Origin of the sequence: Micromonospora sp. NPDC048909 (genome assembly GCF_040649635.1) — a bacterium.
In the GTDB taxonomy this organism is placed as follows: domain Bacteria; phylum Actinomycetota; class Actinomycetes; order Mycobacteriales; family Micromonosporaceae; genus Micromonospora.
This window is the reverse complement of record NZ_JBEZFU010000002.1, coordinates 1-12,560: the sequence shown is the minus strand read 5'-3', so window position 1 is coordinate 12,560 and position 12,560 is coordinate 1. Positions and strand designations below refer to the sequence as shown.

Annotated in this window: 11 protein-coding genes and 1 rRNA gene; 6 read left to right on the top strand and 6 right to left on the bottom strand. The window is 72.9% G+C overall.

The window, feature by feature from the left end:
* The first annotated feature begins 77 nt into the window (after nucleotides 1-77).
* Nucleotides 78-1,502 (top strand): hypothetical protein, encoded by a 1,425-nt coding sequence (locus AB0C04_RS06235; RefSeq protein WP_357049213.1) that lies wholly within the window; start codon nucleotides 78-80, stop codon nucleotides 1,500-1,502.
* Between the two features lie 48 nt (nucleotides 1,503-1,550).
* On the opposite strand, the gene AB0C04_RS06230 is transcribed toward AB0C04_RS06235, so the two are convergent.
* The gene (locus tag AB0C04_RS06230) at nucleotides 1,551-2,246 is read right to left on the bottom strand and encodes a lysophospholipid acyltransferase family protein (protein WP_357049210.1); all 696 of its coding nucleotides are present in this window, start codon (nucleotides 2,244-2,246) and stop codon (nucleotides 1,551-1,553) included.
* A 160-nt stretch (nucleotides 2,247-2,406) separates the two neighbouring features.
* Between AB0C04_RS06230 and AB0C04_RS06225 the strand changes: the two genes are divergently transcribed.
* The 3 genes from AB0C04_RS06225 to sigJ are packed head-to-tail and all read left to right on the top strand — an operon-like array spanning nucleotide 2,407 to nucleotide 4,888.
* The gene (locus tag AB0C04_RS06225; RefSeq protein WP_357049207.1) at nucleotides 2,407-3,570 is read left to right on the top strand and encodes an acyltransferase; all 1,164 of its coding nucleotides are present in this window, start codon (nucleotides 2,407-2,409) and stop codon (nucleotides 3,568-3,570) included.
* Between the two features lie 2 nt (nucleotides 3,571-3,572).
* Entirely contained in the window at nucleotides 3,573-4,013 is a 441-nt protein-coding gene (locus tag AB0C04_RS06220) for a carboxymuconolactone decarboxylase family protein (RefSeq protein ID WP_357049205.1), read from the top strand.
* The gene (gene sigJ, locus AB0C04_RS06215) at nucleotides 4,010-4,888 is read left to right on the top strand and encodes an RNA polymerase sigma factor SigJ (RefSeq protein WP_357049202.1); all 879 of its coding nucleotides are present in this window, start codon (nucleotides 4,010-4,012) and stop codon (nucleotides 4,886-4,888) included. Before AB0C04_RS06220 ends, sigJ begins: the two co-directional genes overlap by 4 nt.
* Nucleotides 4,889-4,924: 36 nt before the next feature.
* Here the strand turns inward: sigJ and ndk are convergent, their stop codons facing one another.
* Nucleotides 4,925-5,347 carry a nucleoside-diphosphate kinase gene (gene ndk, locus AB0C04_RS06210; RefSeq protein WP_350873947.1) on the bottom strand — a complete coding sequence of 141 codons (423 nt, stop codon included), beginning with the start codon at nucleotides 5,345-5,347 and terminating at the stop codon, nucleotides 4,925-4,927.
* Between the two features lie 143 nt (nucleotides 5,348-5,490).
* On the opposite strand from ndk, the gene AB0C04_RS06205 reads away from it, so the two are divergent.
* Nucleotides 5,491-6,825 carry a VOC family protein gene (locus AB0C04_RS06205; RefSeq protein WP_357049199.1) on the top strand — a complete coding sequence of 445 codons (1,335 nt, stop codon included), beginning with the start codon at nucleotides 5,491-5,493 and terminating at the stop codon, nucleotides 6,823-6,825.
* Nucleotides 6,826-7,057: 232 nt separating this feature from the next.
* On the opposite strand, the gene AB0C04_RS06200 is transcribed toward AB0C04_RS06205, so the two are convergent.
* From AB0C04_RS06200 to AB0C04_RS06190, 3 genes are read right to left on the bottom strand one after another with little or no spacing between them, the layout of a single operon-like run.
* Nucleotides 7,058-7,417 carry a DUF4233 domain-containing protein gene (locus tag AB0C04_RS06200; protein ID WP_350873945.1) on the bottom strand — a complete coding sequence of 120 codons (360 nt, stop codon included), beginning with the start codon at nucleotides 7,415-7,417 and terminating at the stop codon, nucleotides 7,058-7,060.
* Nucleotides 7,414-8,748, bottom strand: a complete 1,335-nt coding sequence (locus tag AB0C04_RS06195) for a folylpolyglutamate synthase/dihydrofolate synthase family protein (RefSeq protein ID WP_350873943.1) — start codon at nucleotides 8,746-8,748, stop codon at nucleotides 7,414-7,416. Before AB0C04_RS06195 ends, AB0C04_RS06200 begins: the two co-directional genes overlap by 4 nt.
* Entirely contained in the window at nucleotides 8,745-11,363 is a 2,619-nt protein-coding gene (locus tag AB0C04_RS06190; RefSeq protein WP_357049194.1) for a valine--tRNA ligase, read from the bottom strand. The genes AB0C04_RS06195 and AB0C04_RS06190 overlap by 4 nt, the downstream gene beginning before the upstream one ends.
* 69 nt (nucleotides 11,364-11,432) lie before the next feature.
* Between AB0C04_RS06190 and AB0C04_RS06185 the strand changes: the two genes are divergently transcribed.
* Nucleotides 11,433-12,116: a hypothetical protein gene (locus tag AB0C04_RS06185; protein WP_357049191.1), complete on the top strand. Its 684-nt coding sequence runs from the start codon at nucleotides 11,433-11,435 to the stop codon at nucleotides 12,114-12,116.
* A gap of 195 nt (nucleotides 12,117-12,311) precedes the next feature.
* On the opposite strand, the gene rrf is transcribed toward AB0C04_RS06185, so the two are convergent.
* A 5S ribosomal RNA gene (gene rrf / locus AB0C04_RS06180) occupies nucleotides 12,312-12,428 on the bottom strand.
* Nucleotides 12,429-12,560 lie beyond the last annotated feature (132 nt).

Sequence of the window (12,560 nt, the reverse complement as noted above, 5' to 3'; positions counted from 1 at the left end):
CATCCTGTTGGTGGGCGGATCGCCGAAACTGGCACCCCGGTACTAACCTCGGACCGGCGCGAGAGGAGATTGCCGCGATGCCGGAGCCGCAGCCGGGCGCAGACCGGCCGGCCGACGGGAAGACCCCGGGCACGGAGCCGGACCGCGATCCGACCGTCGCCGGGGAGGGGACCTCCTCCCCCGTACCGCCGGAGGGCGTGTCCCACCCGGGCCCACCGACCCCGCCCGAGCCGCAACCCCCCGCGCCGTCCGTCGACGACGGCGACGACGGCGACGACGGTGACGACGGTGACCGTCGCCCGGCCGAGCCGGAGCCGGCGAGCGAGTCGGCCGGCACCGAGGGCACCCGGCCACTCACCGAACCGGCGGCCGACCCGGTCGATTCCGCCGGCGACGATCGAGCAGCGTCGGACGGTCCCTCCGGCACCCGGCGGCTACCCGTCGCCGAGGCTGCGGGCGACCCGACACCGCCACGGTGGAGCGGCTCCGCCACGGTGCCGCCACCGCCACCGCGCCGGCGCGCCTGGGGCGAGTCGGCCGAGCCGACCCCGCTGCCGCCCGCGCCGCCGGAGCCCCCCGAGCATCGGGTTCCGGTCGATCCGTGGGCCGGCGCGGACACCGGCGGCTGGGAGCTGCCCTCGGCCGAGCTGCCGCCGCTGCCACCGACGGTCTCCTATCCGGCGCCTCCGCCGACCCGCCCGTATTCGGGACCACCCGCGCCGGTCCCCCCGCCACCGGTCTCGCCGGCGCCCCACGTTCCGCCGCACCAGGTCGCGCCGCGCCATCCGGTACCGGCCCCGCCGGTCGCCCGGCCTCCGGTGACCGCCCGCCCGGCGCCGCCCGCCCCGCCGGCGCCGCCGAAGCAGCGCCGTTCGAAACGGTCGCCCGCCCCGCCGCCGGCCGCGCCGCCGCCCGACTGGCGTGCCCCCAAGGGGTACGTCCCGGTGCGCAAGCGGCGTCGCTGGCCGTGGCTGCTGCTGCTCACCCTCGCCTGCTGCTGCGGCTGCCCGGCCTACTACGGCATGCCGATCTCGGCGCAGTATCCGGCGAAGGCCAGCCTCCCAGGTCGGGTGGCCGACCTGTCGCTGCGCGAGGACAGCCGCAGCGAGCAGGCCGCCCGGCAGTTGGAGACCGAGGTACGCAAGGCGCACTGGCTCGCCGAGGACACCTTCGCCGGCGTCTACACCACGGCGGACGGCAAGCCGGTGACGGTCTTCGGCGGGACCGGCTTCCGGCTGACCCCGGAGGCGGACGCGGACGACGAGATCGCCCGGCTGACCGAGCAGTACCAGCTCGACGCCGCCGAGGAGGTCGACACCGGCGTACGCGGCCGGCACGAGCGCTGTGCGGTGGGCAGCGCCGACGGCACTGACGTGGTGGTCTGCACCTCGGTCGACCACGGCAGCATCGCCACCGGAGTCTTCACCCGGCTCTCCGTGCAGGACAGCGCGGCCCTGCTCGACACCCTGCGCGGACAGATCGTGACGGCCGGCCAGAACTGAGGCCGGTCCGATCGGGCCGGGCAGCGCGGCGACAGCGGGACGGTCGGGTCAGGCCGGGCCCTCGCGGGTCGGGTCCGGGTGGGCGCGCGGCGGGGCGTAACGGGAGACGTACTCCTGGCCGGTGAGCTTCTGGATCTCGCTCATCATCTCGTCGGTCATCGCCCGCAGCGAGGTGCGGTCGTCCGGCCGGCCGGTGAAGTCCAGCGGCTTGCCGAACCGCACGATGACCTTGCCCGCGCCCGGGCGCGGCAACCGCGCGCCGATCGGCTGCACCTTCTCGGTGCCGATCATGCCGACGGGAATGATCGGCACGCCGGCGGAGATGGCCAGCCGGACCGCACCGGTGCGCCCCCGGTAGAGCCGCCCGTCCGGCGACCGGGTCCCCTCCGGGTAGACGACCACCAGGTCGCCGCCCTTGAGGGCCGGGATGGCCGCGTCGAAGGCGGTGAGGGCGGCCCGCCCGCCGGCCCGCTCCACCGGGATCGCTCCGAGCCCGGTGAGGACGAACTTGGAGAACGCCCCCTTCAGGCCGACGCCCTTGAAGTACTCGGACTTCGCCCAGAACGCCAGGTGCCGCGGCACCACCGTGCCGACGAAGAGTTCGTCGGCGACCGAGAGGTGGTTGCCGGCGAGGATCGCCCCGCCGATCTCCGGCACGTGCTCCAACCCCTCCACGGTCGGCCGGAAGGCCAGCCTCATCGTGGGCCCCACGGTGAGCTTGCCGATGGTGTAGAGCAGCGGCACTGGTCCTCCGGCGAGTCGTGTACGAAGCAGGCGGTGTCACGGTAGCCGACGACCCCCCGCCGCCCCGAACGGGTGGCGAACCATCCGGGTGCTGGTCCGAGGGTGCCAGCCGCCACCTTCGCGGCTTGACCCCGTTGGCCCACTCGCCCAGACTCCGCCGGTGCGAACGCTCAGGTACGACGAGTTCGTGGCCATGCGCCGTTTTCCGGCCCTGGACGGGCTGCGGGCACTCGCCGCCGTCATGGTCATCGCCTTCCACTACGGCGGCCCGTCCTGGACCTGGCTGACCGGCTGGATCGGCGTACACCTGTTCTTCGTGCTCTCCGGCTTTCTGATCACGACGCTGCTGCTGCGCGAGGAGCACCGGTACGGCAAAGTCTCGCTGCGCGCCTTCTACCTGCGGCGATTGTTCCGGATCATGCCGGTCTACCTGCTGGTGCTCGTGCTGACCTGGGCGCTGGCCCGGATCAACGGCACCGCGGAGACCGTCGAGCGGTCGCTCAGGTACTACCTGCTCTTCCTCAACGAGCTCCTGCCACCGGGCGCGCCGTTCCTGCACTCCTGGACGATCGGCATCGAGCAGAAGTTCTACCTCTTCTGGCCGGCCATCGCCTTCGTGGCGGTCGCCGCCGCCTTCCGCCGCCGCCTGGCGGTGACCGTCGGCCTGCTCGCGCTCTTTCTCGCGTTGATCCCGCCGGACATCGCCTGGCTGAGCTGGCCGGTGCACTACCTGGCGATTCTGCTCGGCTGCCTGACCGCGGTGCTCATGCACCATCCCCGCGGCTTCGCCCTGGTCCGGCCGCTGACCCACCCGGTGACGGCCAGCGCCGTCATCGTGGCGTTCGTCGTGCTCCAGGTGAGCGTGCGGTTCTGGCCGACCCGGCTCGGCCAGGAGGCGTTGATCGGCTGCTACGCCGCCGCCGCGGCGGTGCTGCTGCCGGCCCTGCTCTCCCGCAGCGTGCTCGCCCGCGGCTTGGGGCTGCGCCCGCTGGTCCTCGTCGGCGAACGGTCGTACTCGATGTATCTGATCCAGTCGATCGCGGCGCGGGCGGCGGCCGGGCTGGCGCCCGCGATCGCGCACCGCGGCACCGCCTTCTTCCTGGCGACGACCGTGGTGGCGCTGCTCGCCGCGGACCTGATGTACCGGTGGATCGAGCTGCCGCTGATCGAGGTGGGCCGGCGGCTGGCCGCCCGGGTGCCCCGATCCCGACCGGGCGGCGGTAGCGCCCTGCCCCGGCGCGGCATGACCGGCGTCACGCCGCCGGTTGTCACGGCACGCCCCGGCCGATCCGTCGTGACGGTGTCGGATCTATCAGGGAGGTAGTCGTGCAGCGGATGAACCCCGCCGAGGTGGCGCCGCAGGCGTACCAGGCCGTCATGGGGATGGAGAAGTACGTCCGGGCGAACGTCGAGCACACCGTGCTGGAGCTGGTGAAGCTGCGGGCCTCGATGCTGAACGGGTGCGCGTACTGCGTGGACCTGCACAGCCGGGACGCCCTGGCGGGCGGCGAGTCGAGCCGGCGGCTCTTCGCCGTGGCCACCTGGCGGGAGGCGCCGTTCTTCGACGAGCGGGAGCGGGCCGCGCTGGCGCTCACCGACGCGGTCACCCAGCTCGGTGAGCACGGCGTGCCGGACGAGGTGTGGGACACCGCCGCGAAGGTCTGGTCGGAGAAGGAACTGGCCGACCTGGTCATGGCGATTGCCACAATCAACGTGTGGAATCGGATCGGCGTGACGATGCGGTTGGAGCCTCCGGCTCAGGCGTGACGACTGCTGCGGCGGCAGAGGCGGCCGGTGCGCTCCAGGCGCACCGGCCGATGCTGCTCGGCCTCGCCTACCGTTTGCTCGGCAGCCGGGACGACGCGGAGGACGTGCTGCAGGAGGCGTACCTGCGCTGGCTGGACGTGGACCGCTCGGCGGTGGCGGAGCCCCGGCGCTACCTCTCCCGGGTGGTCACCCGGCTGGCCCTGGACCGGCTGCGAGTCCGGCAGGCGGCCCGCGAGACGTACGTCGGGACGTGGCTGCCGGAACCGGTGCCGACCGAGTCCTCGCCGTTCGGCCCGCTGGACCGCGCGGAACTACGCGACTCGCTCTCCACCGCGCTGCTGCACGTGCTGGAGCGGCTCACCCCGCCGGAGCGTGCGGTGTACGTCCTGCACACCGCCTTCGACCTGCCGTACGCCGAGATCGCCGAGATCCTGGACCGGACCCCCGAGGACTGCCGGCAGCTGCACCACCGGGCGGCCACCCGGGTGCGGCAGGAGCAGCGCCGGTTCACCGCCAGCCGACCCGAACGGGAACGGCTGCTGGACGCGTTCCTGGCCGCCGCCCGGGACGGGGACCTGGCGACGCTCACCGGCCTGGTAGCCAAGGACGCCACGGCCTGGAGCGACGGCGGTGGTCGGGTGTCGGCCGCCCGCAATCCGATCACCGGTGCGGACCGGATCGCCCGGTTCTTCGCCGGGATCTACGGCCCACACCGCCGGTGGACGGTGCGCCGGCTGGAGCTCAACGGAGAGCCCGCCGTGCTGCTCACCCGCGCGAACGGCAACCGGTACACGCTGAGCGTCACCGCGGCCGACGGCCGGATCACCGGCATCTACATGGTCGGCAACCCGGCGAAGGTACCGCCCGCCGACTGAACCAGGCGCCGCCCGCCGGCGTCGGTGGCGAAGGGGTCAGCCCAGCTCGGGGAACCAGAGCGCGATCTCGCGCTTCGCGCTGTCCGTCGAGTCCGAGGCGTGCACGAGGTTCTCCCGGTTGGACAGGGAGAAGTCACCACGGATGGTGCCGGCCGTCGCCCGCCGCCCGTCGGTGGCCCCGACGAGCCCACGGACCACCTCGATGACCTGGTCGCCGGAGAGCACCAGGGCGACCAGCGGGCCGCCGGTCATGAAGGCCTTCAGCGGCGGATAGAAAGGCTTGTCCACGTGCTCGGCGTAGTGCTCGTCGGCCAGCGCGGCGTCCATCGTCCGGGTCACCATCGCGTCGATCCGCAGCCCCTTGCGCTCGAAGCGGGAAATGACCTCGCCCACCAGCCCGCGACGGACCGCGTCGGGCTTGATCAGTACGAGGGTGCGCTCGTCGGGGGTGCTGGACACGCTGGGTTCCTCCTGTGCGCGGAAGACGGTCGGGCTGGGTACGGTCAGCCTAGCGACCCGGTCCCGGCACCGGCGCGGCGGCTGGCCTTTCCCCCGGTGGCCGCCGCGGCCTAGCCTGGCCCTTGACCCCCGGGAGGTCCACAGTGGCGAATGGCGGGAGCCGACCCATCGCGCCGGTACGCAAGTTGATCGCCGCGGTGCTCGGCACCGTGGCCACCTTCGTGATCCTCTTCGGCCTCGGCATGACCAGCTGGGCCATCGTGGCGCTCGGGGTCGCCCTCTTGGTGCTGGCCATCGCGCTGGCCACGGTGCGGGGCGGCGGGCGCACCTGGGTGATCGGCGAGGGGCACGTGCACAGCGCGTCCGAGCCGCCCACCCAGTACGCGTTCGGCCGGTGCGAGCTGCAACTGGTCATCGACGCGCCCGGGCTGCCGCCGCGGAGCAAGAAGATCATCGAGCCGCGGGTGCCGGTCGCCAAGTGGCCGTCGCTCGGTCAGACCCTGCCGATCCGGGTCGCCCTGGACGACCAGCGGCACGTCCGGGTGCTCTGGGACGAGGTGCCCACGCACGCCGAGACCGCCGCCGCAGCGAGCGCCGACCTGCCGCCGGAGTACGCCGGGGCCGAGCCGATCGACGAGATGCTGATCGAGCAGGACGCCCCGCCGTGGGCCGGGCGCTCCGCCGAGGACGACTTCCGGGACGACTTCCGCGATCCGCTGGCCCCCGACCCGGTGCGCGACGAACCGGTCGGCCCGCCCGAGGAGCGCGAGCCGGTGGTGGTGCACCAGCGCCCGGGCGGCCCGGTCGTGCTGGAGGGGACGCTGGTCGAGCAGCCGGCGGCCAACCCGCTGCCGCGCCGGGCCACCCCGGCCCCCCGCTCGCCGGCCGAGGAGCAGTTCGACGCCCCAGCCGAGGCCGCGGCCGGGCCCACCGCCCCGGCGGATCCGCTGGACCCGCTCGACCCGCTCGACCTACCGCTGGACGATCCCGCGCCCACCCGCCAGCCGGCCAGGGACGCGCAGGTCACCCCGGAGGAGCTGGACGAGGCGATCTTCGGGTACGAGCCGGAGGCGGCCGCGACCGACCCGATCGTGGCCGGCGCGCCGATCAGCGGAGTCGGGCTGACCCTGCTGGTCACCGACCTGTCCCGCTCGCTCGGCTTCTACCGCGGCAGGCTCGGCTTCACCGAGGTCGACCGGGGCGCCGGAAACGCGGTGCTCGCCTCCGGGACGACCCGGCTGGTGCTGCGCGAGGTGACCGAGGCCGCGCCGGTCAGCCGCCGGTTGGTGCACGTCAACCTCGAGGTGGACGACATCCAGGCGGCGTACGAACGGCTGCGCGAAACGGGCGTGCGCTTCACGTACGCGCCCCGGGTGGTGAACCGGGGCACGAAGCTGGAGGTATGGGCCGCCGCCTTCCGGGATCCCGACGGGCACGGCATCGCGCTCACGCAGTGGCGCGAACGCGCGGAGGCGTGACCCGACGGTCGCGTCGTCGGCGGGTGACCGGTGCCGGATGTTCCGCCCGGGTTGGCGGTGCGCATCGCTGTCGAACTGCTCCAGATATGAACATCCGCCCCGCCCCGCCCCGCCGCTCCGCCGCTCCGCCGCCCGCCGGCGCCGGGTGGTTCAGATATGGAGCAGGTCGACAGCGTCCGGTCGCACCGGCTCGCGGAGCACGGGCGCCCTCGCGAAACGCTCCACCCCGACCTCAGCCCAGGATCACCCGGCGGACGTGCAGGGCGTAGGCCCAGACCAGGGCGAAGATGACGCCGAGCGCGAGCAGCGACCAGTGCAGCAGGCCGGCGAGCATCAGCAGACCCTGCAGCACGGTGCCCGCGTGCCAGGCCCACGGCCGGCGCATCATGCCGGCCAGCACCACCGCCGCCACGGCCAGCGCCACCACCACGCCGATCGCCGCGCCACCCAGATCGCCGCCGATCACCCGGATCGGCTGGATGGCGAGCAGCAGCACCAGCGCCTCGATGGTCAACGCGCCCGCGCCGAGACCGCGCACCGCCCGCTCGGGGTTGCGCAGTCCCGAGCGCCGCGGCTGCTCCGGCTCGCTCATCGCTTCAGCAGCCGGCGGGCGTCGGCCACGGTCACCACCGACCCGGTGATCAGCACGCCCACCCCACTCAACTCGCCGGGTACGTCCTCCTCGGCCAACGCGACCGCCGTCTCGATCGCGTCCGGCATCTCCTCGGCCACCTCGACCCGGTCCGGGCCGAACACCTCGGCGGCCAGCTCGGCCAGCTCGGCGGTCGGCATCGCCCGCGGCGAGCTGTTCCGGGTGACCACGAGCTGGTCGACCACCGGCTCCAGCAGCTCCAGCAGGGCCGGGGCGTCCTTGTCACCGAGCACGCCGACGACCGCGACCAGCTTGCTGAAGGCGAACTCCTCCTGCAGCGCGGTGACGGTCGCGGCCATCCCGTGCGGGTTGTGCGCGCCGTCGAGCAGAATGGTCGGCGCGCTGCGTACCCGCTCCAGGCGACCGGGCGAACTGGCCGTCGCGAAGCCCTCGCGGACGGCCTCGATGTCGAGCTGGCGGCGGGTGCCGGCGCCGAGGAACGCTTCGACCGCGGCGAGCGCGACCGCCGCGTTCTGCGCCTGGTGGGCACCGTGCAGCGGGATGAACACCTCTTCGTAGACGCCGCCCAGCCCCTGCAGGGTCAGGACCTGGCCGCCGACGGCGACCGCCTTGCGCAGCACGCCGAACTCGGAGCCCTCCCGGGCAATGGTCGCACCGACCTCGGCGCAGCGCTCCAGGATCGGACGGGCCGCCTCCTCCTCCTGCGCCGCCGAGATCACCGTGGCGCCGGCGTGGATGATGCCGGCCTTGTGCAGCGCGATGTCCTCGACGGTGTCGCCGAGCCACTCGGTGTGGTCCAGCCCGATCGGGGTGATCACGGCCACCCCGGCCTGGAGCACGTTCGTCGAGTCCTCGGCGCCGCCGAGGCCCACCTCGACCACCGCCACGTCGACCGGCGCGTCGGCGAAGGTGGCGAAGGCCATCGCGGTGGTCATGTCGAAGTAGGTCAGCGGCTCGGCCGAGCGCTCGTCGACCAGCCGGGCCAGCGGGGCGATCTCCCGGTAGGTGGCCGCGAAGCGCTCCTCGCTGACCGGTTCCCCGTCCAGGCTGATCCGCTCGCGCACGGTTTCCAGGTGCGGGCTGGTGTAGCGGCCGGTGTGCAGCCCGAACGCCCGCAGCAGCGAATCGATCATCCGGGCGGTCGAGGTCTTGCCGTTGGTGCCGGTCAGGTGGATGGACGGGTACGCCCGCTGCGGGCTGCCGAGCAGGTCGAGCAGGGACTCGATCCGGTCCAGTTCGAAGACCATCCGGGTGAAGCCCCGCTCGGCCAGTTCGGCCTCGACCTTGGCGAAGTCGGAGTGATCGGTCACGAGGGCAGCGCCTCCAGGGCAGCGTCGATGCGGAGCAGATCGGCCTCGGCGGTGGCGAGCCGGTCACGGATCTTGGCGACCACCGGCTCCGGCGCCTTGCCGACGAAGGCCGGGTTGCCGAGCTTGCCCCGGGCCTGCGCGACCTCCTTCTCGGCGGCGGCGCGGTCCTTGGTCAGCCGGGCCCGCTCGGCGGCCACGTCGATCGAGCCGCGGGTGTCCAGCGCCACGCTCACCTCGCCGGGCATCGCCAGCGTCGCGCTCGCCTGGAACCCGTCGGCGGCCGGGTCGAGCCGGGCCAGCGACCGGATCAGCGGCTCGTGCGCGGTGATCCCGGCCGTGGTGAGGCCGTCCAGCCGCGCGGCGACCCGCTGGGTGGGGCGCAGTCCCTGGTCGGAACGGAACCGGCGGATCTCGGTGACCACCCGCTGCACCGCGCCGACCTCCGCCTCCGCGGCGTCGTCGAGCCGGGCCCGGTCGGCCACCGGCCAGGGCGCCCGCATCACCGTCTCGCCGCCGGTGAGCGCGATCCAGAGCTCCTCGGTGACGAACGGGATGATCGGGTGCAGCAGCCGCAGCAGCTGGTCGAGCACGTGGCCGAGGACCCGGCGGCTGACCTCGGCCGCCGGCCCGCCCTCGGCGAGCACCGGCTTGGACAGCTCCACGTACCAGTCGCAGACGTCGTCCCAGGCGAAGTGGTAGAGCAGGTCGCAGACCTTCGCGAACTCGTACGCCTCGAACTGCTCGTCCACCTCGGCGGTGACGTGCGCCAGCCGGGACAGGATCCACCGGTCGACGGTCGACAGCTCCTCGGCGGCCGGCAGCGGGCCGTCCGCCCGGGCGCCGTTGATCAGCGCGAACCGGGTGGCGTTCCAGAGCTTGTTGCAGAAGTTGCGGGAGCCCTGGCACCACTCCTCGCTGACCGGCACGTCCTGGCCGGGGTTACCGCCCCGGGCCAGGGTGAACCGGGTGGCGTCGGCACCGTACCGGTCGATCCAGTCCAGCGGGTCGACCACGTTGCCGAACGACTTCGACATCTTCTTGCCGAACTGGTCGCGCACCATCCCGTGCAGGGCGACCACGTCGAACGGCGGCCGGCCGTCCATCGCGTAGAGGCCGAACATCATCATCCGGGCGACCCAGAAGAACAGGATGTCGTACCCGGTGACCAGCACGCTGGTCGGGTAGAACTTGGCCAGCTCCGGGGTCTGCTCGGGCCAGCCGAGCGTGGAGAACGGCCACAGGCCGCTGGAGAACCAGGTGTCGAGGACGTCCTCGTCCTGGTGCCAGCCCTCGCCGGTCGGCGGCTCCTCGTCGGGGCCGACGCAGACGATCTCGCCCGCCGGGCCGTACCAGACCGGGATGCGGTGCCCCCACCAGAGCTGGCGGGAGATGCACCAGTCGTGCATGTTGTCGACCCACGCGAAGTAGCGCTTGGCCAGCTCGGCCGGCTCGATCCGGACCCGTCCGTCGCGCACCGCGTCACCGGCAGCCTGGGCCAGCGGGGCGGTGTTGACGAACCACTGCAACGACAGCCGCGGCTCGACGGTCGTACGGCAGCGCGAGCAGTGCCCGACAGCGTGCACGTACGGGCGCTTCTCCGCGACGATCCGCCCCTGCTCCCGCAGGGCGGCGACGATCGCCGGTCGGGCCTCGAAGCGGTCCAGCCCTTCGAACGGCCCGGGCACGGTGATCACGCCACGCTCGTCCATCACGGTCAGCGAGGGCAGGTCGTGCCGCTGGCCGATCTCGAAGTCGTTGGGGTCGTGCGCCGGCGTAACCTTGACCATGCCGGTGCCGAAGCTCGGGTCGACGTGCGCGTCGGCCACGATCGGGATGCGCCGGCCGGTGAGCGGAAGCTCGACCTCGGTGCCGATCAGGTGCCGGTACCGCTCGTCGTCGGGGTGCACCGCCACCGCGGTGTCGCCGAGCATGGTCTCGGCCCGGGTGGTGGCCACCACCACCTCGTCGCTGTACCGGATGGAGATCAGCTCACCGTCGTCCTCGGTGTGCTCGACCTCGATGTCGGAGAGCGCGGTCAGGCAGCGCGGGCACCAGTTGATGATCCGGTTGGCCCGGTAGATGAGGCCGTCGTCGTACAGCTTCTTGAAGATCGTCTGGACGGCCCGGGACAGGCCCTCGTCCATGGTGAAGCGCTCACGGTCCCAGTCGACGGAGTCGCCGAGGCGGCGCATCTGGCCGAGGATGGCCCCGCCGGACTCGGCCTTCCACTGCCAGACCCGCTCGACGAACTTCTCCCGACCCAGGTCGTGGCGGGACAGCCCCTGGGCGGCGAGCTGCCGCTCGACGACGTTCTGGGTGGCGATGCCGGCGTGGTCCATGCCGGGCAGCCAGAGCGCCTCGAAGCCCTGCATCCGCTTGCGCCGCACCAGGGCGTCCTGGACGGTGTGGTCCAGGGCGTGGCCCATGTGCAGCGAGCCGGTCACGTTCGGCGGCGGGATGACGATGGTGAAGGGCGGCTTGTCGCTCTGCGCGGTGGCCCGGAAGTGGCCGGCGGCTACCCACTGCTCGTACCGTCGCTGCTCTACCTCGCCCGGCTGGTACTGGCCGGGCAGGGTGGGGGCGTCGGGGCGTCGGGCATCCAGTCTCTCGGTCACCTGACAAGTCTACGGAGGGGTTCGGCGGACCTGACGTGCGCCACCGATGGTTCGCGTACGGTGTCGGCTATGTCCGACGCACATCTCACCGAACGTCAGCTCGGCGACGGACCGGAGCCCGTCGAGCTGACCGAGGAGCCGATCCAGCTGAGCAACCGGGACCCCGGGGGCGTGTCCGAGCCGCGGGCGACCTGGTCGCGGCGGCGGCGGATCGGCTGGGCCGTGGCGCTCGCCGTCGGACTCGCGGGCGCCGGCGCCCTCGGCGTGGCCGGCTGGCGGATCGCCGAGCAGAAGGACACCCGGCTGGCCACCCCGGACCGGGTGGCCGGGCTGACCCGCGACGACACCGAGCGGGCCCGCAGCACCGCCGACTACCTGCGCAGCGGCTTCGCCGCCGACATCGAGCTGGACCGCAGCTTCGGCACCGTCTACCGCGATCCGGCCGACGACAAGCGCTCGGTGCTCGTCTTCGGCGGGACCACCCTGCTCTGGCAGCCGGAGCGGGACCTGGACAGCCTCTTCGGCCTGATGGCCGACGAGACGGGCAAGGTGGACGGGCTGCGCGAGGTGCCCGCCGGCGACCTGGGTGGCGTGATGAAATGCGGTACCACCAGCGGCGAGGGCGGCGACTTCGCCGTCTGCGGCTGGGCCGACCACGGCAGCGTGGTGATGGGGATGTTCCCCGGCCGCGCCGTCGACGACGCCGGCGCGCTCTTCCGCGACCTGCGCGCCGGCATCCAGACCCGCGGCTGACCGCCGGCGCCGCACGCCTACCACCCACCGCCGGTACGCAGCTGATCGCGGCCGCCCCGTCGATTGGCGCGGTGCGAACGGCGACGGGATCAGTTGGTCCACCTCCACCGGCGCTTTCCGGCGCGGTGCCTTCTGACGCCAAAACGCCGTCAGGGCCACCCCCAAAATATTGGGGTGGCCCTGACGGGAACGATTGTCCGGCGGTGTCCTACTCTCCCACACCCTCCCGAGTGCAGTACCATCGGCGCTGGAGGGCTTAGCTTCCGGGTTCGGAATGTGACCGGGCGTTTCCCCTCCGCCATGACCGCCGTAACTCTATCGACATATCAAACAACACACCACACGGGTCGTTGTTCGTTTGTCGGGAGTTGCACAGTGGACGCGTAGCAGCTTAGTAGTCAAGTCCTCGGCCTATTAGTACCGGTCAACTGAACCCGTTACCGG